Annotated in this window: 21 protein-coding genes; 9 read left to right on the forward strand and 12 right to left on the reverse strand. The window is 57.2% G+C overall.

The window, feature by feature from the left end; genetic code table 11:
* Positions 1-18: 18 nt before the first annotated feature.
* The gene (locus EOV40_RS03290) at positions 19-732 is read right to left on the reverse strand and encodes a GntR family transcriptional regulator (RefSeq protein WP_087651437.1); all 714 of its coding nucleotides are present in this window, start codon (positions 730-732) and stop codon (positions 19-21) included.
* A 542-nt stretch (positions 733-1,274) separates the two neighbouring features.
* On the opposite strand from EOV40_RS03290, the gene EOV40_RS03295 reads away from it, so the two are divergent.
* Positions 1,275-1,709, forward strand: a complete 435-nt coding sequence (locus EOV40_RS03295; RefSeq protein WP_003628464.1) for a DUF4148 domain-containing protein — start codon at positions 1,275-1,277, stop codon at positions 1,707-1,709.
* A 217-nt stretch (positions 1,710-1,926) separates the two neighbouring features.
* Positions 1,927-3,849, forward strand: coding sequence for an acetate--CoA ligase (gene acs / locus EOV40_RS03300; protein ID WP_128105035.1), 1,923 nt, complete (start codon positions 1,927-1,929; stop codon positions 3,847-3,849).
* 24 nt (positions 3,850-3,873) lie between these two features.
* On the opposite strand, the gene EOV40_RS03305 is transcribed toward acs, so the two are convergent.
* Entirely contained in the window at positions 3,874-4,137 is a 264-nt protein-coding gene (locus tag EOV40_RS03305) for a DUF1653 domain-containing protein (protein ID WP_244296996.1), read from the reverse strand.
* A 99-nt stretch (positions 4,138-4,236) separates the two neighbouring features.
* On the opposite strand from EOV40_RS03305, the gene EOV40_RS03310 reads away from it, so the two are divergent.
* Both EOV40_RS03310 and EOV40_RS03315 read left to right on the forward strand, forming a co-directional pair.
* Complete coding sequence (locus EOV40_RS03310) at positions 4,237-4,812, forward strand: hypothetical protein (RefSeq protein WP_174714313.1); 576 nt, start codon at positions 4,237-4,239, stop codon at positions 4,810-4,812.
* Positions 4,813-4,822: 10 nt separating this feature from the next.
* Complete coding sequence (locus EOV40_RS03315) at positions 4,823-5,110, forward strand: hypothetical protein (RefSeq protein ID WP_128105037.1); 288 nt, start codon at positions 4,823-4,825, stop codon at positions 5,108-5,110.
* 64 nt (positions 5,111-5,174) lie between these two features.
* Here EOV40_RS03315 and EOV40_RS03320 read toward each other — a convergent pair whose 3' ends face one another.
* Together EOV40_RS03320 and EOV40_RS03325 are read right to left on the reverse strand one after the other, a co-directional pair.
* The gene (locus tag EOV40_RS03320) at positions 5,175-6,149 is read right to left on the reverse strand and encodes an SAM-dependent methyltransferase (protein ID WP_128105038.1); all 975 of its coding nucleotides are present in this window, start codon (positions 6,147-6,149) and stop codon (positions 5,175-5,177) included.
* Positions 6,146-6,604: a DUF423 domain-containing protein gene (locus EOV40_RS03325; protein ID WP_128105039.1), complete on the reverse strand. Its 459-nt coding sequence runs from the start codon at positions 6,602-6,604 to the stop codon at positions 6,146-6,148. The genes EOV40_RS03320 and EOV40_RS03325 overlap by 4 nt, the downstream gene beginning before the upstream one ends.
* A gap of 70 nt (positions 6,605-6,674) precedes the next feature.
* On the opposite strand from EOV40_RS03325, the gene EOV40_RS03330 reads away from it, so the two are divergent.
* The 3 genes from EOV40_RS03330 (at position 6,675) to EOV40_RS03340 (ending at position 8,673) form a co-directional block, all read left to right on the forward strand.
* On the forward strand, positions 6,675-7,241 hold the full coding sequence (locus EOV40_RS03330) for a cob(I)yrinic acid a,c-diamide adenosyltransferase (RefSeq protein ID WP_128105040.1): 567 nt from the start codon (positions 6,675-6,677) through the stop codon (positions 7,239-7,241).
* Between the two features lie 274 nt (positions 7,242-7,515).
* Positions 7,516-8,172 carry a hypothetical protein gene (locus tag EOV40_RS03335; RefSeq protein ID WP_128105041.1) on the forward strand — a complete coding sequence of 219 codons (657 nt, stop codon included), beginning with the start codon at positions 7,516-7,518 and terminating at the stop codon, positions 8,170-8,172.
* Positions 8,173-8,205: 33 nt separating this feature from the next.
* Entirely contained in the window at positions 8,206-8,673 is a 468-nt protein-coding gene (locus EOV40_RS03340; RefSeq protein WP_003628451.1) for a hypothetical protein, read from the forward strand.
* Positions 8,674-8,762: 89 nt separating this feature from the next.
* Here EOV40_RS03340 and EOV40_RS03345 read toward each other — a convergent pair whose 3' ends face one another.
* From EOV40_RS03345 to cysQ, 4 genes are all read right to left on the reverse strand, one after another.
* Positions 8,763-10,232, reverse strand: a complete 1,470-nt coding sequence (locus EOV40_RS03345; protein ID WP_080986762.1) for an FAD-binding oxidoreductase — start codon at positions 10,230-10,232, stop codon at positions 8,763-8,765.
* Between the two features lie 15 nt (positions 10,233-10,247).
* Positions 10,248-10,811, reverse strand: coding sequence for a hypothetical protein (locus tag EOV40_RS03350; RefSeq protein ID WP_050819432.1), 564 nt, complete (start codon positions 10,809-10,811; stop codon positions 10,248-10,250).
* Positions 10,808-11,809, reverse strand: a complete 1,002-nt coding sequence (locus EOV40_RS03355; RefSeq protein ID WP_128105042.1) for an L-threonylcarbamoyladenylate synthase — start codon at positions 11,807-11,809, stop codon at positions 10,808-10,810. The genes EOV40_RS03350 and EOV40_RS03355 overlap by 4 nt, the downstream gene beginning before the upstream one ends.
* An 89-nt stretch (positions 11,810-11,898) precedes the next feature.
* Positions 11,899-12,669 carry a 3'(2'),5'-bisphosphate nucleotidase CysQ gene (gene cysQ / locus EOV40_RS03360; protein ID WP_012812650.1) on the reverse strand — a complete coding sequence of 257 codons (771 nt, stop codon included), beginning with the start codon at positions 12,667-12,669 and terminating at the stop codon, positions 11,899-11,901.
* Positions 12,670-12,812: 143 nt separating this feature from the next.
* Here cysQ and EOV40_RS03365 point away from each other — a divergent pair, with 143 nt between their 5' ends.
* Positions 12,813-14,297, forward strand: a complete 1,485-nt coding sequence (locus tag EOV40_RS03365) for a leucyl aminopeptidase (protein ID WP_128105043.1) — start codon at positions 12,813-12,815, stop codon at positions 14,295-14,297.
* 61 nt (positions 14,298-14,358) lie between these two features.
* Here the strand turns inward: EOV40_RS03365 and EOV40_RS03370 are convergent, their stop codons facing one another.
* Positions 14,359-14,805: a DNA polymerase III subunit chi gene (locus EOV40_RS03370; protein ID WP_050819434.1), complete on the reverse strand. Its 447-nt coding sequence runs from the start codon at positions 14,803-14,805 to the stop codon at positions 14,359-14,361.
* A gap of 106 nt (positions 14,806-14,911) precedes the next feature.
* Between EOV40_RS03370 and EOV40_RS03375 the strand changes: the two genes are divergently transcribed.
* Entirely contained in the window at positions 14,912-15,766 is an 855-nt protein-coding gene (locus EOV40_RS03375; protein ID WP_050819435.1) for an aldo/keto reductase, read from the forward strand.
* A 16-nt stretch (positions 15,767-15,782) separates the two neighbouring features.
* Here the strand turns inward: EOV40_RS03375 and EOV40_RS03380 are convergent, their stop codons facing one another.
* The 3 genes from EOV40_RS03380 to EOV40_RS03395 form a co-directional block, all read right to left on the reverse strand.
* Positions 15,783-16,901 (reverse strand): S1C family serine protease, encoded by a 1,119-nt coding sequence (locus EOV40_RS03380; RefSeq protein WP_128105044.1) that lies wholly within the window; start codon positions 16,899-16,901, stop codon positions 15,783-15,785.
* Between the two features lie 138 nt (positions 16,902-17,039).
* On the reverse strand, positions 17,040-19,607 hold the full coding sequence (hrpB, locus tag EOV40_RS03390) for an ATP-dependent helicase HrpB (protein ID WP_128105045.1): 2,568 nt from the start codon (positions 19,605-19,607) through the stop codon (positions 17,040-17,042).
* Between the two features lie 100 nt (positions 19,608-19,707).
* The gene (locus tag EOV40_RS03395) at positions 19,708-20,667 is read right to left on the reverse strand and encodes a hypothetical protein (RefSeq protein ID WP_128105046.1); all 960 of its coding nucleotides are present in this window, start codon (positions 20,665-20,667) and stop codon (positions 19,708-19,710) included.
* Positions 20,668-20,737: the final 70 nt, after the last annotated feature.

Genomic DNA, 20,737 nt, shown 5'->3' on the forward strand with positions numbered 1-20,737 from the left:
AATTCCCGTGAGGGGAAGTCAGGTGCCTGTTGCGGCGGTTTTTGCGGCTTTGCGGCTGCGGAACACATCTATGGAAATGGCAGCCGCTTCCAGAATATGCGTGCGCGTGAGTTTGGCGCACAAATCAGCATCGCGGTTGCGGCAGGCGTCCAGAATCGCCTTGTGTTCCAGATCTGTAATATCCTTGCGGCCCTCTATTACCAGATGCCCACGAATATAACGGTCAAGCCGCACGTGCAGGTCTTCTATCATTTCAAGCAGGCGCGGGCTGCGGGCCGAGGCGTAAATGGCATTATGAAAAGCCCGGTTGAGCGCGCCAGAGCGGATACGCCCAGAAGGGCCATGCACACCTTCTACAAAGGCTTCATACGCATCTTCCACGCGGGCAAAATCAACGCGTGTCATGTTGCGCACGCCTTCTGCCGCGGCGCGTTCCTCTAAAATGGCGCGGATCTGGGAGTATTCCAGAATATCGGCCTCATTCATGCCAATCACCATCGCCCCTTTGTTGGGCATGAAGGTGACAAGCCCTTCGGCTTCCAGATGTTTCAGGGCCTCGCGCACAGGAATAATGCTCACGCCAAAGCCACTGGCCAGTTCAGATTGCGGCAGGGGTTGGCCGGGCTGAATCTGGTCTTCCAAAATGGCGCGGCGCAGGGCATCGCATATGGCTTCAGAAGCGGTGCCGTGGCCTGTTATTTCTGTTTTTGCAAAAAGGCTGGCTGGCAGCATGCCTGGATATTCCCGCTTGTCGTTTCTTTTTCGATACAAGTTAACGTTGTACCCTGCTGGCTGGCTGGCTGTCCAATATTCGGTGGAAGTTGGGCGTATATTTGGGTGGAATGCCCGGCTTTCCCCATACACTCACTAGATCGTGATCTGGCGTGAGGGCTGACAGAAAGCACAAATAGCACCAGCCAGGTGCTTTGTTATAACATATGCAGATTACTCAGGACTACCCGCTCACTCAAGATCAGCGCAACAGCGAAGATCACAAAAACCCGGCTTTTTGTGTTGTGGTGGAATTGAGAAAAGTGAGGCAGATTCATCAATATTCGTATCTTTGCCATGTGTTGGCGGGCCGGCAGCACTTGCGGTGCCGGTGCCACACATGGGCGGGTGCATAGAGCACATAACGTAAGCGCCGGATCAGGGGTTGCGGAAAAACCCTGATATATCTGTGGTCTGCCATGTGCGGGGTGCGCAATGGGGCTGCTTGATCTTTCGGGCAGATACAGGGCAGTTTGAGGCATATTCCGCTAGGGAGATTCTGAATGAAACTGATTGCCGTACGTGCCCTGTCGGCGCTTGCCCTCACCACATCTCTGCTGGCAGGGGCTGCTGTGTCTGCCCATGCGCAGGAAAACACAGATGCGCCCGTAACACGCGCCGGAGATACGTCCCGCCTGACAGATGTAGATCCGTCTGGCTTTGTTGGTTCCATTGATCCGGCAGAAAACGCTGGCCTGCTGAACTACTGTGTGCAGAACGAATACGTTGATTACGACGACGGCTGGCGCACGCTGCAGGAATACAACAAAAAGACCAACGCCGTGCCAGAAGGGCAGGAAGGCAACATGTCTTACGCCAATGGTTCTGCCGGTCTGCTGCATGCCAACAACCGCACCTACACCATTGCCATGGCCATTCTGCCAGTGCGTCAGAAAACCTGTAAAGCTGTGCTGGAACGGGCCAAGGCTTCTCTGTAAGCACAAGGCTGTTATTCCGGTTTTGTTGATAAGGCCGGATCACGCTGAACACGGCATGATGGAAGGGTCAGTCACGCAAAGTGGCTGGCCCTTTTTCTGTATGAACGCACTTTATTTGGTGTTCATGCGGTGCGGGGTCTTTCATGCAGGCGTGCAATATGGTCAAACCAGTTCTGTTTCGTAACAAGAACAACAGAAGCCGAAAGGGCCAGACAGAGTGGTAGATGCGTTTTTCCCCGCAACGGATAACCCCGTTTCTGATCGGTATCAGGATCTTGTGCAGCGGGCGCAACGTGATCCGGAGGAATTCTGGCTGGCTCAGGCGCAAAGGCTGGCATGGCATACGCAACCCATGCACGCATCCCGCTCTGATTTTACCGGCGATGTGCGCGTTTCCTGGTATGAAGACGGGCGGCTGAATGCGGCTGAAAACTGTCTGGACCGGCACGTTCTGTATCAGCCCGATAATGCTGCCCTGATCTGGCAGGGGCAGGAAGATGGCCACCGCGAGGTAATCTCATACCGTGAACTGCATGCCCGTGTGTGCCGCTTGGCCAATGTGCTGCGCCGCCTTGGTGTGAAAAAGGGAGACCGCGTGGCCATCCATCTGCCCATGGTGGCAGAGGGTGTTATTTCCATGCTGGCCTGCGCCCGTATTGGGGCCGTGCACGTGGTGCTGTTTGGTGGTTTTTCTGCCGAGGGTCTGGCCGAACGTCTGACAGATAGCGGCGCTGTGGTGGTGATTACCGCAGACGTGGCGCGCCGCGGGCCCAAGAAAATCCCCAGCAAGACCACAATGGATGAGGCCATAAAACTGTGTGGGGCACAAAGTGCCGTGCGCAATGTGCTGGTGGTGCCTGTAACAGGTGCGGATGTGCCCATGCAAAAAGGGCGGGACCTGTCCTACACAGCAGAAGTGGCGCTTGAAATACCGGATTGCCCGGCAGAAGTGATGAACGCGTGTGATCCGCTGTTTCTGCTTTACACATCTGGCAGCACGGGCCGCCCCAAAGGGCTGGTGCACAGCACGGGCGGGTATCTGGTGTGGGCCTCTTTCACGCAGGAGCTGGTGTTTGATGCCAAACCCACTGATGTGTTCTGGTGTACGGCAGATACAAGCTGGATTACCGGGCACACTTATGTGGTGTACGGGCCACTGGTAAATGGTGGCACCATTCTTGTGTATGAAGGCCTGCCATCATGGCCGCAGCCCGGCCGCTGGTGGGATGTGATAGACCAGAATCAGGTTTCGGTTTTCTATACGTCTCCCACGGTTATTCGTGCTGCCATGCGTGAGGATGATTCCGTGGTGCAAAGCCGCTCTCTGTCCAGTCTGCGTGTGCTGGGCACGGTGGGTGAGCCTATCAGCCCGGAAGCATGGAAGTGGTTTTATGCAGAAGTAGGGCGTAATGCCTGCCCGGTGGTGGATACATGGTGGCAGACAGAAACCGGCGGCGTGATGATTACCGCCTGCGCCCAGAATGTTGCAGGTAAGCCGGGGGCTGCTGGGCTGCCTTTGCCGGGTGTGGCTGTTACGCTTACAGATGCCAAAGGGCAGGATATTGAAGGCGAGGGCGAAGGCCTGTTGTGCCTTGCGCAATCTTGGCCCGGACAGGCCATGACGCTGTGGCAGGACCACGAACGGTTCCGCAAAACCTATTTCACCACATGTCCGGGCCATTATTTCTCGGGTGATGGTGCACGGCGGGATGCCACCGGTTATTACTGGATTACCGGCCGTGTGGATGATGTGGTGAACGTATCTGGCCACCGCATTGGCACGGCGGAAATTGAAGATGCCGTGGCCGAAGATCATGCCGTGGTGGAAAGTGCCGCTGTTGGCGTGCCGCATGATCTGAAAGGGCAGGCCCTTGTAGTGTTTGTGGTGCCCAAGGCGGAGGGCGCGTTTGATGCCACAGCCGTAAACAAGGCCGTGGCCGCAGGCGTGGGCCGCTATGCTGTGCCAGAAAAAATTTACGTGGTGCCGGATCTGCCCAAAACACGTTCGGGCAAAATTGTGCGGCGTTTGCTGCGCAAGATTGCGGCGAACGATCTGGATAATATGGGGGATCTGTCCACCTTGGCAGACCCAGATATTGTGGCCGAACTGATAAAGCTGGTGGCCCAGCAGAACGGCTGATCAACCTATAAAAGGCCGGGGCGTTTATGCCCCGGTTTCTGCCGCGTTGGCGGCTTTTAGCAACGCAAAGCGCGGTGCACCGTTTACACTTTCCTGCCACATGGCAAGGGGGCGCACCCAGTAATCTCCACGTGCTTCACTACGGTATGTTACAAGCCATTCTTCGGTTTCACTGTGGCGGCCTGTGCAGATCACAGTATAAAGTCCGCCCTTGTAATGTTGATAAAGACCGGGGCAGGGCATTTCTGGCACTTGGGTATCTGTATTATTCTGGTTATGTTCTATCATGATCGGGGTATCCTGCTGGGGTAGGTTATGATCCTGTGTTGCGGAAGGAGCGCACTTTTGAACCATCGTGTTGTGCTGTGTCAGGCGTTAACTGGCTTTATGTTTCTGTTTTGCGTTAATCCCGGCCATGCCACAACCACGGGCCATGCCAAAACGCATGCGCATACATCCAAGCGCACGCACCATGCCGCAGCAGCAGCCCGCAGCCCCGCTGGTGGCGCCCCGGTTGTGCTGACAAGCCAGCCCGGTACATCGCTGGACAAGGAAGCCCGCCGCCTGAATGCCGAGGATATGGCCGCCGCCGCCCGGCATAAGGAAAGGCCATTGGTGCTTATTGGCTCTGCCCCACTCAGCACCAGTGGCGGCAGCATGGCGCTGTTTGTGCAGGTGCAATCTGCCAGCCTGTGCGGCTCTGCCGGATGTTCAACAGACGTGTATCTGAAGCGCGGGAATGATTGGGACAAGATCCTGGATTCCGTCAGCGGGCCGATTGAACTGATGTCCACATCCCACGGGGGCATGAAGGATATTGTGGTGGATGGCACAGACCGCTGGGTCTGGAAGAACAACACCTATGTAGATACCATTGTGGCGCAGGATGTGCCGGGGCTGAAAGATTCCATCGAGCAGCATCAGGCCCAGATGCGTAAACACGGTAAGTCTTCTTCCCGGTAATTTTGTTAACGTGCCTGCATCTCAACCCGGTTTGGCCTATACGGCGCTGAAAACACTGGCCACGGTGGCTATCACCGTGGTGCTGATTGCCCTTTTGCGTGGTGGCTTGGCGCTGCTGCCAAAATTTGATTCTGCAACAGGTGGGCAGGCGGGCACGCATCTGCTGCAACTTCTGGCAGGAGATGGGCAGGCCCGCACCCAGAATGCCGTATCCATCGGGCTGATGTTGGGCTGCTTTATTCTGGCTGTTCTGGTGGTGCAGGTGCTGGAAAAATGGTGGCGCAGGCGGGCCAGATAACGCCGCTGTTAAAAAGCGGGTGTTATCTGGTTTTTAGCATATCACTCTTACACTTGGTGTGTATTTAAGCGTCTTCTTGCGTAAGATTTGTGCCTGCCAATGTGGGCCTGTTTTCGGCTGCGGCTGTTTTGTTCCAGAAAAATGTTAGCTCATGCTTGTTATGGGCCAGATGTGCCAAACTGCCACCCGGAATGGCCTCAAACGCGGCCACAATTTCATGGTCTGTTTCACCCTGAAACTTCACCGTCAGCACAATGTTGTCTGTGTTGCCAGAGGCTATCCAGTTTTGTGTCAGCCGTAAAAGGCGCTGTGGGTAGGCAATGATGTCTGAAAACATCCAGTCCACGGCAGCAAGTTTTTCGGGTTCCAAACCAAAGGCGCTGGCTTGTTGGAAGGAGACACCCGGCATGGCCGCCACTTTGGGGTCAAGCGGTGCGCGGTCAAACGCTGTAACCTGTGCACCAAGGTTGGCAATGGCCCATGTCCAACCGCCGGGTGTGGCGCCCAGATCATAACAACGTTCTTCAGGTGTGGGCCAGCGGCCAAGGCGCGTGCAGGCTTCCCACAATTTCAGATAGGCGCGGGAAGGTGGGCCGGTGCGGTTTTCTACAAACTGTGGCGCGCCATTTACAAATGGGCTGGTTTTGCGTGCAGAAAAAAGCAGCGTGTTGGTGTCCAGCAATGTCCACGCGCCCAAGGGGCTTGTTGGTGGCAGTGTGGGAAACACCAGCGGGGCAGCCTTAACCGGGGGCAGCTTGTCTGTGATCAGCGCGGTACGCCGAAAGTGGTCGATAGTATACAGGCTCCAGTTCCGCTGAATGGCGCGCAGTGTATCTGCGGCATTGCGAATGGAGGTTATTTCCACCACCTGCGGGTCCAGCCAGATATCCAGTGCCCAAGGGGAATACACAGGCTTGCTGCTGGAAAGAGCCAACCGGCCATGCCAGCGGTCAATAGTTACGCCGCGCCATGCCAGATCAGCTTCTAAAACGGATGTCAGCCCATCGGCGGCCAACCATGCGGTGCGAATGGTGCTCATGCCCGGCACATCCAGCCAACGGAAAGCAACAGCCAAGAAAGAATCAGCAAACTGCCACCTGTTGGGGCAACGTGGGCTGCATGGTGGCCGGTAAAAGCTGTGTAATACACGCCCGCACAAAACAGCAGCGTGCCCAGCACCAGCCCACAGCCACCGGCCAGCAAGATACGGCCCGCCTGAGGTTTGGCTGTAAGACCCAGAGCAACAAGGGCAATGCCTTGCCACATCTGCATTTCCATGCCGCTATGGGCCATAACGCGGCCACCGGCAGCAAAGGCCGAATCTGGCAGATGGGCGGTAAGTGCGCCCATAACGGTGCCGGTAGCGGCCAAAAGGCCCCCGCATATGCGCCACAGGCGCGGAAGAAGAAGTGAAAAGGACATAAGTTCTGCTGTATAGGCGCAGCGGCCGTAATGGAAAACAGGAAAGGCAACATGCCCGGCCATTTCCTGCATGGACCTTTATAAAGTGTGCGCCGCGTTGTGGCGGAACAGATGCAAAAATGAGAGCAGGAAAATCCAAAACATGAGCATCAGGCTGGACCGAATTGTGACGCGCGGTGGGGATGGAGGGCAGACATCTTTGGGCAATGGCGCGCGTGTTGCAAAAAGCAGCGCACGGATAGAAGCACTGGGCACGCTGGATGAAGTAAACGCCGTAACCGGCCTTGTGCGTGCCCACGCCCCGCAAGATAGCGCCGTGGTGGGCCAACTGGCAGCCGTGCAGAACATGCTGTTCGATATGGGGGCAGATTTATGCCAGCCAGAAGAAGGCCCAAAAGCAGCCCGTGCCAAGCGTATGCAGGAAAGTGTCGTTTTAAAGCTGGAAGAATGGGTGGAGCAGTTGCGCGCTGCCCAAAAGCCATTAACCAGTTTTGTGTTGCCCGGTGGTTCTGTTCCCGCAGCGTGGGCGCATCTGGCCCGTACACAGGCGCGTGCGGCAGAACGGCGTATGGTGGCGCTGGCTGAGAAAGAAACAATCAATCCTGTTCTGCTACAGATCATGAACAGGTTATCTGATTACTTTTTTGTTCTGGCGCGTCACTTTAATGCAGATGGGCAGACCGATCTGGTATGGATTCCTGAAAAATAAGAGAAAACCTTATGAAATCCCTGTCTTGTGCTTGAACATGGCAGGGAAGACATGATAATAGTAATGAGTAAGAACCAAAACACATTATAAAACGTGTGTAATAATTCTGTCTGTCCGTTTGTAATGTGTGCCCTCATGCCTGCTGTAACGCATCATGAAGGAGTGGCTGGAACCGTGTTGGGTATCGCGCGGGCAAATGCCAGAATATAACGGCTGATGGAATGTTTAAGAACTGTATCAACAGACCATTTTTCTTAAAGTGACTTCCAGATTTATGAACACAACATCTTTTATGCCACCCTTGGATGCCGATAGAGAACGGGATGAAGGGCTGGAAGAAGCCTCCATGCGCAATGCGCTGGAACGGCTTGGCGCATCTCATAAAGGGCGGGCTGCGCCGTCCGCTCCTCGTCCTGCGGCAGATGCCACAGGCAACAAGCGGCGGCGGTTTGTGCGTGATGGTGAAGTGCCGGTAGAAAAGCACTCTCTCGCCCGTATTACGCCCCGCACGGTTGCCGCCCCCCGCACCCCCACCACATCTCGCGCTGTTCATTTTTCTGAAGAAGAAAACAGCGAAGTTTCTCGTCTGCGCCGTTTGGTGGCGGAAGAAAAGCTGCGTGTGGAAGAAGTGGAACGCCAGTTGGCAGAGGTGCAGGCCGCCCAGCGTGCTTTGCAAACCCAAAAAGGCCACGCCGATATGATGGTGCGTGAGCTGAAGGCCAAAGTGGCGGAGCAGGAAGCTGAACTGGCTGAATCTGGCCGTCAGCTGCGGGCTGCGCACCGTTTGGTAGCAGAGCGTGATGAAGAAATTACCAGCCTGAAACGGCAGGTAGAAGCCAAGCCGCGTGGCCGCCCGCGCCGCCAGTATGAACTGGTAAAAGAAGAAGTGGTTGAAGATGAACCGCAGCCTGTAAAGTGGTGGAAGGACTAATATCCTGCTTCTGTTTGTAAAAAGACACTCTGCGTGAGAAATCCTCCTGTCACGCCAGCGTTGGTGTTGCTGGTGGCGGATATTGCCGTAGGGGTGGCCTGTGTGTTGCTGCCGCCTCTTGTTATGGGTTTTCTGGCCCTGTTGAAGGATATTTTTGGCGTGCTTATTCTGCCGTTCAGCTTTTTGTTTGGGCTGGCAGGATGGTCATCCGATATGTCCTCTCTGGAAACCATGCAGGGCGGATTGGTGCCAGATATGATGGCCCATCCGTTCCGGGCCGCTTCTGCCGCTGCGTTGCTGGTGGTCGGGGGCGCGTGCTCTCTTATGGCGTGTGGCACACCAGATGGCGCACGTATGGAGCGTAACCTGGCGCCGGTGTTCACCTTTGCCGCCATGGTGCTGGTTGGGGTTGATCCGGGGCTTGTTGTGCTGCCTGCGTTTGTTTTGCAGCTTCTGGCGTTGCGTTACCCTGCTATGGATTTTTTGAAAATCCGCCGGTAATTCTGTAATCTGGAATATCTGTTCAAGTAATAAAAAGGGCGGCCATTGAATTGGCCGCCCTTTTTATTGTGTAGAGTGTTATATTATTTTCAGGCTGCGGGAAAAATCTTGCCCGGGTTCATCAGGTTTTTAGGGTCCAGCGCATTTTTGATCCGGCGCATGGTTTCCAGCTCTGCACCGCCACGCCATTCGGGCATCATGTAGGTTTTAAGCTGCCCCACGCCGTGTTCGGCAGAAAAGGAACCGCCCAGTTTGCGCACAATAGCAGCCACAGTGTCCATCATGGCATGATCCTGCGCCAAAAATGCCTTGGGGTCTGCGCCTTCGGGCTGCACCAGATTGAAGTGGATGTTACCATCCCCAATATGCCCAAACGGAGCCACCCGAATACCGGGAATAAGGGCTTCACACGCTTTGGTGGCTTCATCAATAAAAGTGGGAATAGCGGCCAACGGTACGGACACATCGTTTTTAACAGAGGCCCCGGCACGTTTCTGGGCTTCTGCATGTTCCTCACGGATCATCCATAAGCTCTGGCGTTGGGCTTCACTTTCTGCCAGCACGGCATCTGTTACCAAACCATCTTCCAGTGCGGTGCCCAGCACGTCTTCCATAAGGGAGCGCAGGCTGTCATCTCCACGTGGGCTTCCCAACTCTACCAGCGCATAGGCGGGTGCGGGTTCGCTAAGTGGCAGTGGCGCGCCTTCAATCAGTTTGTTCACCAGCGCCATGCTTGTGCCGGACATGAACTCAAAAGCCTGAATGGCAGAAGGATCTTGCTTGCGGAAAGCGGCAAACAGATCCAGCGCACCCTTGGCATCCGCCACGGCGCACAAAGCCGTCTCGCGCGAGCGGGGGGCTGGTTGAAGCTGAATAATGGCCTGCGTAATAATGCCCAGCGTGCCTTCAGACCCCACCAAAAGCTGCCGCAGGGCGTAGCCGGTGTTATCCTTGCGCAGCTTGCGCATCAGGTTCAGCACATTGCCATCGGGCAGCACGGCTTCCAGCCCTAATGCCAGTTCACGCGCATTGCCGTAGCGCACGGTGTTATTGCCACCTGCATTGGTGGCCAGAATACCCCCGATATCCGCAGAGCCTTCGGATGAAATGGAAAGCGGCAGCAGCAGTCCTTCCTTGGCGGCGGCATCCTGCGCGGCTTTAAGCGTTACGCCAGCTTCTACCGTCATGGTCAGATCAGCGTGGTCAATGTCATGAATGCGCGTCATGCGGGTGGTGGAAATTACCACAGCCTTGCCGGTGTTATCTGGCGTGGCGCCACCCACCATGCTGGTGTTGCCGCCTTGCGGCACCATGGGCACGTTGTGCTGGTTACACAAAGCCACGGCTTTTGCACATTCTTCCGTGTTGGCCGGGCGTAAAACGGCGGCGCATTTACCATGATAAAGCGCGCGCCAATCTATGCAGAACGGATCTACGTCTGAAGCCGCTGTCAGCAGGCCGGCAGGGCCCAAAAGCTGTAAAAGGGCATCATGCAGGGGTTGGGGAAGGGCGGCATTTTCAGACATGGGTGCGGGTTCCTGCAAAAGGGGTGAACACACAAAATAAAGAAAACATCAGTAAAGGTAACGGGCGTTTTCTGCCGCAGTATTGATGTGCGGTGAAAAAAAGGCGTGAAAAAGTTCGGTGCCTGCAATGCCAGCCAAAAGCCCGGCAATAGTGGCAATAACTATGGTTATCCGTCGCTGATACAGGCCAAAGTTTTGTATCTGCGCCATTTGGGCCTGCATTTCGGCACGGGCTTGCAGTGTAAGATACAGCTCAGATTTAAGAGTTTCATTCTGGGCAGTGGCGGTGCGCAGTTTGCGATCCAGAGAAACAATATTGTTTCTAAGCTCCTGCAACTGGGCGCGGTACGTTTCAGACATATCTGCCTGCGCCTTGCTGGCAGAAGCACGGCTGTTGGCCCGTGTTTTGCTGGGGCGTGCAGATTTTGCCTTTTCGGGGTCTTCTGCAATGGTCTGGAACAGGTTTTTAAGCGCGCCGCCGGTGGTGGCATTACGTTTGGCCCGGTTACGCAAGGCTTCCAGTGCAGTGGCAGATTGGCCCGGCTGATCTTCCAGCACCAGCGCCAGAATATCCGAAAGGATTTTCAGTTCTTTAGGGTCAATATCGCTCATGCGGGCAAGTCTTCCGGGGGCAGGGCAGGGCGCGGTGCTGCCGCACGGTTCAGCCTATCCTGTATGGCAAGTCCAAGCCCATGCTGCGGAATGGGTTGTACTGCAATGCCACGCAAATGGTGGCTCTGGCCTTGTTTATCCAGCGTGCGTAGGCCGGTAAACAGGCGGGCGGCGGCTTCTTCCAGATTGCCACTTGCACTCAGATTCCAGCTTATGGTGGCACCGCTGGGCTGTGTGTTGCCAAAGGCCAACAGGGCTTCATCTGGCGCAACGTCAACAGCGTTAAGCCGCACGGGAAGGTGCGGTGCGTAATGTGAAAGCAGCCTGCCGGGAGATGCCGGGGCGGCATCTACCTCAGTTTCCGGCATAAAGATGGTGCCGCAAACGGCTTGCAGGGCTTCCAGCGTAATGCCGCCGGGGCGCAACAGGGTGGGGCGTTTAGGGTTGGAAATATCCAGCACGGTGCTTTCCACACCAACTTGGCAGGGGCCACTATCCAGCACGGCATCAATACGGCCATCCAGTTCCTCCAACACATGCGCGGCATCAGAGGGGCTGATGCGGCCCGAACGGTTGGCAGAAGGTGCTGCAATGGGGCGTTGCACCAGCTTAAGCAACGCCTGCACGGTTTCCCCCTTAGGCACGCGCACAGCCAAGGTGGGCAGGCCATCGGCGGCCAGATCACTTACCGTGCTGTGGGGCGCGCGGGGCAGAATAAGCGTAAGCGGGCCGGGCCAGAATGCCTCTGCCAGTTTATGAGCAAGCGGGTTGGCAACAACCTGAGTGAAGGCGGCCTGTGCATCTGCAAAGTGGCTGATAAGCGGGTTAAAGCGCGGGCGGTTTTTGGCTTCAAAAATCCGGGCCACGGTTTTGGGCTGCGTGGCATCTCCGCCAAGGCCGTAAACAGTTTCTGTTCCAAACGCCACCAGGCCACCTTCGCGCAGAATGCGGGCAGCTGTTTGAAGGCCAGAGGAGGAGGCATCCAGAAGGTTGGTCATACTTCTCTGTAATGGCGGCAACAGGGGCAGCCTGTTTGCTGCTTTGGCCAGCCTTTGCACAAGGTTGGCCAAAGTGCAGCGTAATGGGTTTACAGCGTTCCGGTACAGACAAACGGCGGATTTTTCCAGCCCGTTTTACCATAAACCAGCGGAGAACCGTCCAGCAGCGTAATATTTCCGCCAGCGGCTTCCACAATCGCCTGCGGGGCTGCGGTATCCCATTCCATGGTGGGGCCAAGGCGTGGGTAAAGGTCCACCAGCCCTTCGGCCACGCGGGCAAATTTTACGGCAGAGCCAATATTGCCCAGCTTGGCTACAGGGCGACCGTTCAGATAGTCTGCCAGACGTTTGTCATCTGCATGGTGGCGGGATGCCAGAACAGTCAGCCCTTCTGCGGGTGCCTTGCGTACATGAATGGGCTGCGTGCCGTTTTTATCCGTGCGGTGCGCGCCCAAGCCTACGCCACCTGTATAAAGCTGATGGTAAGCGGGCAGCGCCATAGCCCCCAGCACTGGGCGGCCATCGCGCACCAGCCCGATATTTACGGTAAAGTCATCACGTCCGGCGGCAAATTCACGCGTGCCGTCCAGCGGGTCCACCAGCCAATAGGCGGGGGCTACGGCGGTTTGTTTGCCAGCGGCCACTTCTTCTTCCGCAATAACGGGAATATCCGGTGTTGCTGCGCGCAGGCCGCGCAGAATATGCGCTTCTGCGGCGTGGTCTGCCTCCGTTACGGGGGAAGAATCGGTTTTGGTTATGGTTTCAAAGCCGCGCGCACGGATTGTACGAATAATTTCAGCAGCTTCATCGGCCAGTCTGGCGGCAAGGGCCAGAAGGTCGGCATCGGTATGGCTTGTCATGGTGGCTAGCATACGCCAGCACGCGGGCTGCGTCATGCCTACAATTGCAAGCGCATGTCATGCTCTCGCGGGCTTCCTATTGCCAAGCCGCCGGGGGAGACGTACGCAGGAAGGATGAGTTTACAGAAAGGGCAGTAAACACCATGCTTCAGATCAAGTTTTCTTCCGCTTCGCTGCCAGCAGGTGGCGCTCTGGCCATTTTGGTGCCGGAAGGGGAAAAACGCTCTGCCATTTTTCAGCAAGCCGATAAAGCCACCAACGGCGCGCTTACCCGCGCAGCCAAAGCGGATGATTTTACAGGCAAGGAAGGCACCGCCTGCGTTGTGCTGGCACCATCCGATGCGTTTGAACGCGTGGTGCTGATTGGCATTGGCAAGCTGGAAGCCGTAGATGCCTGGGCCGCAGAAAAGGCCGGTGGCGCTGCGGCATCTCGCTTGGGCCGTGATGAGCAGGCAACTTTGGCTGTGGGTGATCTGTCCGGCGTGCTGGCAGCACATGCTGCATTGGGTGCCGTGCTGGGGGCTTACCACTTTGGCCTGTATCATGGTGCGCCAGAAGCCAGCAAAAACCATCGCTTGGCTGAACTTTCTGTTCTGACAGACCATGTGGATGCCGCAGAAGAAGCATGGCCATCCCTTTCCGCCGTGGCACGTGGTGTGGTGCTGACGCGTGATTTGGTGACCGAACCCGCAAATGTGCTGAATCCGGTAGAATTTGCAGAACGCGCCACCACCTTGAAGAGTTTGGGGCTGGAAGTGGAAGTGCTGGACCGCGCTGCCATGGAAAAGCTGGGCTTTGGCGCGCTGCTTGGCGTGGCACAGGGCAGTGCGAACGAACCGCGCACCGTGATCCTGCGCTGGAATGGTGCTGCCAATAAGGATGAAGCCCCGCTGGCCTTTATTGGCAAAGGCGTGACGTTCGATTCCGGTGGTATCTCCATCAAGCCTGCCGCTGGCATGGAAGACATGAAGTGGGATATGGCTGGTGCCGCTACGGTAACTGGCCTGCTTACAGCACTGGCTGGGCGTAAGGCCAAGGTTAACGCCGTTGGTGTTGTGGGGCTGGTGGAAAACATGGTGTCTGGCACCGCCCAGCGCCCCGGCGATGTGGTGCGCAGTGCCTCTGGCCAGACCATTGAAGTGCTGAACACCGATGCCGAAGGGCGCTTGGTGCTGGCAGATATTCTCTGGTATGCGCGTGAACGCTTTGCACCGCAGATTATGGTGGATCTGGCAACGCTTACGGGTGCCATTATCATCAGCCTTGGGCACGAATATGCGGGCCTGTTCTCCAATAACGATCAGCTTGCCGCGGGCCTTGCAGATGCCGGTGCGTTTGCGGGTGAAAAGCTGTGGCGTATGCCCATGGGCAAGGAATATGATGCCCTGCTGAAATCCGACATTGCGGATATGAAAAACATCAGCGGTGGCCGTGCGGGTGGTTCCATTACCGCAGCGCAGTTTCTCAAGCGCTTTGTGGGTGAAACACCTTGGGCACATCTGGATATTGCCGGTGTGGCTTGGGCATCCAAGGCACAGAATGGCCAGCCCAAAGGTGCAACTGGCTTTGGTGTGCGTCTGCTCGACCGTTTTGTGCGTGATGGCTACGAATACGAACCCAAAGACTGAACCCGCTGTAATTTAAAGCAGTTGGTATAAGACCAAAGGCTGGAAGAGCGTTGCGGTAGATTTACCGGGCGCGGTTCCAGCCTTTTTCTTCCTGCCGCCAGTAAGCCAGTTCATGCCCTGCGGCTTTGGCGGCACTCCAGCGCGTGCGGGCGGCAGCAACGGCTTCCTCATCATGCCCGTCAAACAGGTCAAACACCCGTTCAAAATCCGCCAGATCGGGAAAGCTGCGGTTTTCCAGCAAAAACAGAAAGCGCGCATTATTGGGGGTATCTTCCCCCATGCTCAGCCAGATAGGTTGCAGATCCGGGCAGGCAATGCCTTCGCGCCCATGTGGCAGCCATGTTGGGGTGGTCACTTTCCACAAGGCTTTGTCCAGATCATCCAGCATGGGTTTGCTGGCGCACCACACAGCGGCTTTTTGCCCGCTGGCCAGTGTGCGGGCCAGCAGTTTGGGCAGGGCCTCGGTCACGCTTGTGCGCGTAAGGTGGTAAAAACCAATCTGAGTCATACGTGTTAGTATATCCAGCCTTACCTGCGGGCAGAAGGCTGATTGAACGCGTTTAGAAAATTAACAGGCAGATAAGCCGCCTGTTTGGCAAAGGAGAACCGGCGCAATGGCAAAAACAGTAACGCTGGCCGATGGCACTGTTCTGCCCGCTTTGGGGGTAGGTACGTGGAATATGGGTGAAGAACCCGCCCGTTGGCCAGAGGAAGTGGAAAGCCTGCGCTATGCCGTATTAAACGGCGTGCAGGTGGTGGATACAGCCGAAATGTACGGCAATGGCCGCTCCGAAAGTGTGGTGGGAGAGGCCATTTATCCTTACCGCAAAAAGGTTTTTCTGGTTACCAAAGTTTTACCTTCAAACGCATCTTCCCAAGGTGTGGCGGAAAGTTGCCGGAAGTCTTTGCGCCGTTTGGGAACGGATTGGATAGACCTGTACCTTCTGCACTGGCGTGGCGGTGTGCCGTTGGGCGAAACGGTAGATGCCTTTCGCAAGCTGCAACAGGAAGGTTTGATCCGCCATTGGGGTGTTTCAAACTTTGATACAGACGATGTGTATGAACTGGATGGATGTTCCCGCATTGGGGAATGTGTTGCCAACCAGGTATTGTACAATCTGGAACATCGCGGCGTGGAATATGATCTGTTGAAAACGGATTATCGCCGCAAAATTGTGACCATGGCTTATTCCCCCATCGGGCAGGGGCAGGAACTGCTCAAAAGCCCGGTTCTGGCAGATATTGCCAGCAGGCACAGCACAGCGCTTGGCCCGGCCACACCGGCACAAATTGCGCTGGCATGGGTGCTGCGCCAGAACAATGTGCTGGCTATTCCCAAAGCGGCCTCGCACGAGCACATGAAGCAGAATCTGGCTGCGCGAGACCTTGAACTGACAGAGCAGGATCTGGCCCAGTTGGATGCAGCGTTTCCGCCGCCTACCAAAAAAACACCGCTGGATATGATCTAAAAAGCGGACAGGGGGGTTATTTGCCCCCGTTGCCGTCCTCCCATTTGGGGCGGCGGCCAATGCGAATGGTCAGGGTTATGGGCTGATTATTGCGCAGCACGTTCAACTGCGCATCCAGCCCCGGCTTGGCGGATGCCACGGCGCGTATCATGGCGCGGGCGGTTTCTACATGCTCGTTATTCATGCCCACAATGATATCACCCTTTTTCAGCCCGCCTTTGGCAGCGGGGCCGTTGCGGTCCACCTCTGTTACCTGCGTGCCGTTATGGGTCATGATATCTTCCAGCGTGGCGCCCAGCCAGCCACGCTCGATATGCCCGGCCTGCCGCAGGGTTTCCACAATGGGGATGACAATTTCGGAGGGGATGGAAAACCCAAGCCCCACAGAGCCACCTGTGGGGGAAACAATGGCGGTGTTAAGCGCCACCACCTGCCCGGCAAGGTTAAACGTGGGGCCGCCGGAATTGCCGGGGTTTATGGGGGCATCCAGTTGCAGAAAATCATCAAACGGACTGGTGCCGATATCGCGCCCACGGGCAGAAACAATGCCTGCGGTTACGGATGACCCCAAGCCAAACGGGTTGCCCGCAGCCATAATCCAGTCCCCCACCTGCACCAGCCTGCTATCCCCCCATGTTACGTAGGGGAGAGGCTGTGGGGAGCTGATTTTTATAACGGCAATATCTGTTAGGTTATCTATACCGGCCAGTGTGGCTGTAAATTCCTTGCCACTGGAAAGGGCCACGGTAATTTTGTCTGCATCTTCCACCACGTGGCCATTGGTAACAATGGTGCCTTCGGGGTCTACAATAAAGCCCGAACCCGCCCCAAGCAGCTCATCCCGATGGCGGCGCATGCGTTCGCGGTAGCGCTTTTCCAGCGGGGTGCCTTTAACGGTGGATGGCAGCTTGTGTTTGGCGCTGGTATCCGAATCTCGCGTAACAGAAATATTCACCACAGCGGGCACAACCTTGCGCACCAAAGGCGCAAAGCTGATAGGCCCGCCAGAAACCAGCGGCACTGCGGGCTCAAATGTCGGGAGAGATGCAGCCTGTGCCAAATGGTGCGCGCCTGTTTCCTGAAGGGAAAAGCAGGCTACGGCCAGTGCGGGCAGGTTCCGTAGAAGCGTCTTCATGGAAATGGCAATAAAGCTCCAGACATTACAAACTTGTGGCCCGGATTATCTGCTTTATGCAACCGGCTATACGGGTTTGCCCTTGATCTGGTACGTTTTTATGGCGCGAGGGTGTTGTTTGCGCCACGTCCATAGGCCTCAGCTGCGTTTGGCGCGTGGGCGTGCTGGGGCCAGTGCCGGGTTTTCTGGCCATTCATGCTTGGGGTAACGCCCCCGCATATCGCGCCGCATGTCTGCCCAGCCACCTTGCCAAAACCCAGCCAGATCCGCCGTAATGGCCTGAGGCCGCCCTGCGGGAGAAAGCAGCGCCAGCCGCAACGGCACGCGCCCTCCGGCAAGTTTGGGTGTTTCCGCCGTGCCATAAAAGGCTTGGGCACGAGCCGAGGCCACAGGCACGGGCTGCGTATAATCTACCTCCGCCACACCGCCGGGGAAGGGCAGAGAGGTCGGCAGTTCCTTATCCAGCCAGCTTGTGCGGGCGTAACCCAGATAAGTGCGCAGTAGGCTGAGGATGTCCAGCTCCCGCAATGCGGTGATGGATGTGCAGCCTTCAACATATGGGGTCAGCCATTCATCCATACAGCCAGCAAGGGCTGTGGAGGAAAAATCTGGCCAAGCTTCTTCCATGCCGGTGCCACCGGGCAGGGTGCGGGCCAGTTCCACACGGGCTTGAAGCTGCCGCACGGCGTCTGACCAGTTGAGCGTGGTTTCCGGCGCCTCCTTGGCCTGTGCCAGCAGAAGTGGGCCTGCATCTTCCGGTTTTACTTTTTCTGTGCGGTCGCGCAGCACAAGGCAGCCAATGCGGGTGCGCCTGCGGGCCATGATGTTGCCCGATACGGGGTCTAGCGTGGTTTCAACCTGTTCACGCGTGCGCTCCAGCAGGGCTGGGGGCAGGGCGTTGCTATCCAACGGGGCCGCCATGCGTATTTCGGCAGCGGTGCGCAGGTGCAGGCCCGCCACCGCCAGCAGCTTGTGTTTTGCCAGCCCATCATCGCGGCGCAGGCGGGCATTGCTGCCATTGGCCATGCGGTAACTGCCCATATCCCCCCGGCACAGGGCAATACGATCAGGAAAGCCTGCGGCCAGAAGGGCTGCGGCATCACCCGCGGCCGGGTGGCGCGCCTTCAACCCCATACGTGTGCGAAAACGGGCCGCTGCCTGCCGAATGCGGGCCAAGGCGCCACGGTCTGCCTGCGGGTTGTTATCTTCCCCCGCAATCAGATCCAGCCTGAGGGTAATATCTGCGGGCGGAATGGGCGGCGGCCCACCACGCCCTGCAGCGCGTGGGCGCAGGGGGTCTCGTTCTTCCAGCAGGGCAGCAAGATCTGCGGCCAGCGCGGCTTCCTCGGCAGTGCGGGCGGCCAACATCATGGCGGCAAGGCGCGGGTGCGTGCCCAGATCGGCCATGCTGCGGCCCAGTTTTGTAATCTGGCCCGCATCATCCAGCGCGCCCAGCAGAATCAACAATTCCTTTGCGGCGGCTACCGCGCTGCCGGAGGGCTGATCTGGCAGCGGAAGCGGCGTATCGGCTGAACCCACCGTATCGGCCCACAAGGCGGTTGCCAGCACAAAATCAGACAGATCGGCTTCCAGAATTTCTGGCCTGTCATGTTGCGGCAAGGCGCGCTCGGTATGGGCAGACCATAGGCAATACGCAATACCCGGAGCCTCTCGCCCCGCGCGGCCTGCACGTTGCCGTGCGGCGGCCTTGGAAATACGCACCGTATCCAGCCGGGAAAGCCCAGCCCCGGCATCAAACCTTGGCACACGGCGGAATCCGCAATCCACCACAACGCGCACGCCGGGCACGGTAAGAGATGTTTCGGCTATAGAGGTTGCCAAAATAACCCGCCGTTCCCCTTCATTTCCGGGGCGCAGTACGCGGGCCTGTTCTGCCGGGTGCAATTCACCATGCAGGGGCAGCACTGTAGCGGGCACGCCCTCCAGAAGCTGCATCACACGGCGGATTTCTCCCGTGCCGGGCAGAAAGGTGAGAATATCGCCTTCTGTTTCCGCCAGAGCCTGCCGCACGCCTGTTGCTGTGGCGGTGGAAATATCGCGCAGGCTGGGAATATCGTGCTTGGCATGGTGGACGGTAAGCGGGAACATCCGCCCTTCGCTTGTCAGCACAGGGGCGTGCATCAGCGCGGCAAGGCGTTCTGTTTCCGCAGTAGCGGACATGGCCACAAGGCGCAGATCAGGCCGCAAGGTGCGTTGCAGATCCAGGCAGAAAGCCAGTGCCAGATCTGCATCTAATGAGCGTTCGTGTATTTCATCCAGAATAACGCAGGCCACGCCTTCCAGCATGGGGTCACCCAGCAGGCGGCGCAGGAACAGGCCTTCTGTCAGCACCTCAATACGGGTGCGGTCAGAAACAGCGGATTCCAGCCGGGTGCGGAACCCAACAAAACCGCCAACATCTTCCCCCATGAGCGATGCAATGCGCTGTGCTGCGGCACGTGCGGCCAACCTGCGCGGTTCCAGCATGATAATTTTATCAGATGGTGCACGCCATGCCGCAGCCGCCAGCACGGGCGGCACAGATGTAGTTTTACCTGCACCGGGCGGGGCCACCAGAATGGCGGATGCCGGATGATCTGTGGTGGGAGGATGAGCCAGCACCGCGCAAAGTTCTGGCAGCACATCCTGCACAGGCAGACCCTGCGCAATGGAAAACGGGTTCAGGCTGGGGGCAGAAGCACTCATGCCCTGCTTTATGGCGGCCCCACCGCCGCAGTGCAATGTTGTGCAGCAGTGGGGGCCGTATGAGCTTGGTAGTTAAGGTGCTGTGTTGAGCGTAACAGCTTTATTGAGGCTGAGACGGCAGCTTGAGATAACCCGGTTTGGGAGACGTTGCTTTTGTAGAGGCGGAACTTGAGGACGAATCATCATCCTCACCTGCCGGGAAGATGGCGTTGGGTTCACTGTCCTGCGCTTTGGGGGCTGCGGCAGGTTTGGCTTCCGTTGTGCTGCCAGTGGTAGACGGCGTTGCCGCATCGGTAGAGGGCGCAACAACAGGAGCATTTTCCGGCACCGTTACGGGGGATGTGGCCTGCCCGGTTTTAGCCGCCGAAACGGGGGAAAGCGCCTCTTGCGTAGCTGCGGCACCAGCACCGGCGGTCGCACCCGTCGCGGCAACTGGTGAACCATCAGATGTGAGAGGTTGTGCCTGAATGGCACCATCTACGGGCATGCCCCCGGCATCCACCAGCCATTTACCAAGAGAGCGATGCACCTGCGTGTCCAGCTCGGTATTGATGCTGTCCATCATCCCTTTGGTTACGTTGTACAGATTGGCTTGGCTTTCTGTATCTTCCGTGGGGTCTGGGTGCAGGCTTTGGGTGGCGTGGGCTTCTGTATGTGCGGTTTTGCTGCCATCGGGATTTAGAATATCCAGATGCACATCTATCTGGCCCTGTAGCGTGCCGCCGGGTTCATGCAGGATAGAGGCCCGATCAATTACAAACTGGGCGGAATTGGCGCTGGTAATGCCCCCTTTGGCGGCCAGTCTGTCCTGCACCATCTGGCGCAGGGCCTGCACGGGCGGGGTGGGGGATTTGTAGCCGATATCGCCCGCAACCGGGTGGGTTACGGTGTTATCCACCAGTGTCAGGGTGTTTACGTTAAGGTTGATCTGGCTGAGGTTATCATACCGCAGTGGTGCAAACTGCGTGGGCTGCTTCTGATCCGCGCAGCCTGCCAGCAGGGCAGGAAACAGCAGCGCGGCTGTTAGGCCAGAAAGGCGCATGCGGGAAAACAGCATCATGGCGCAAAACCTCTTGTGAACTTTATCCGACATTCTAAAAAATGCCTACCCCGTGGCAGATACCTTATAC

The sequence above is a fragment of the Acetobacter oryzoeni genome (assembly GCF_004014775.2).
In the GTDB taxonomy this organism is placed as follows: domain Bacteria; phylum Pseudomonadota; class Alphaproteobacteria; order Acetobacterales; family Acetobacteraceae; genus Acetobacter; species Acetobacter oryzoeni.

Coding starts and splice junctions, on each gene's coding strand:
- EOV40_RS03290 (WP_087651437.1), bottom strand. CDS start 732: ATGCTGCCAGCCAGCCTTTTTGCAAAAACAGAAATAACAGGCCACGGC.
- EOV40_RS03295 (WP_003628464.1), top strand. CDS start 1,275: ATGAAACTGATTGCCGTACGTGCCCTGTCGGCGCTTGCCCTCACCACA.
- EOV40_RS03305 (WP_244296996.1), bottom strand. CDS start 4,137: ATGATAGAACATAACCAGAATAATACAGATACCCAAGTGCCAGAAATG.
- EOV40_RS03310 (WP_174714313.1), top strand. CDS start 4,237: ATGTTTCTGTTTTGCGTTAATCCCGGCCATGCCACAACCACGGGCCAT.
- EOV40_RS03320 (WP_128105038.1), bottom strand. CDS start 6,149: ATGAGCACCATTCGCACCGCATGGTTGGCCGCCGATGGGCTGACATCC.
- EOV40_RS03325 (WP_128105039.1), bottom strand. CDS start 6,604: ATGCAGGAAATGGCCGGGCATGTTGCCTTTCCTGTTTTCCATTACGGC.
- EOV40_RS03330 (WP_128105040.1), top strand. CDS start 6,675: ATGAGCATCAGGCTGGACCGAATTGTGACGCGCGGTGGGGATGGAGGG.
- EOV40_RS03335 (WP_128105041.1), top strand. CDS start 7,516: ATGAACACAACATCTTTTATGCCACCCTTGGATGCCGATAGAGAACGG.
- EOV40_RS03350 (WP_050819432.1), bottom strand. CDS start 10,811: ATGAGCGATATTGACCCTAAAGAACTGAAAATCCTTTCGGATATTCTG.
- EOV40_RS03355 (WP_128105042.1), bottom strand. CDS start 11,809: ATGACCAACCTTCTGGATGCCTCCTCCTCTGGCCTTCAAACAGCTGCC.
- cysQ (WP_012812650.1), bottom strand. CDS start 12,669: ATGACAAGCCATACCGATGCCGACCTTCTGGCCCTTGCCGCCAGACTG.
- EOV40_RS03365 (WP_128105043.1), top strand. CDS start 12,813: ATGCTTCAGATCAAGTTTTCTTCCGCTTCGCTGCCAGCAGGTGGCGCT.
- EOV40_RS03370 (WP_050819434.1), bottom strand. CDS start 14,805: ATGACTCAGATTGGTTTTTACCACCTTACGCGCACAAGCGTGACCGAG.
- EOV40_RS03375 (WP_050819435.1), top strand. CDS start 14,912: ATGGCAAAAACAGTAACGCTGGCCGATGGCACTGTTCTGCCCGCTTTG.
- EOV40_RS03380 (WP_128105044.1), bottom strand. CDS start 16,901: ATGAAGACGCTTCTACGGAACCTGCCCGCACTGGCCGTAGCCTGCTTT.
- hrpB (WP_128105045.1), bottom strand. CDS start 19,607: ATGAGTGCTTCTGCCCCCAGCCTGAACCCGTTTTCCATTGCGCAGGGT.
- EOV40_RS03395 (WP_128105046.1), bottom strand. CDS start 20,667: ATGATGCTGTTTTCCCGCATGCGCCTTTCTGGCCTAACAGCCGCGCTG.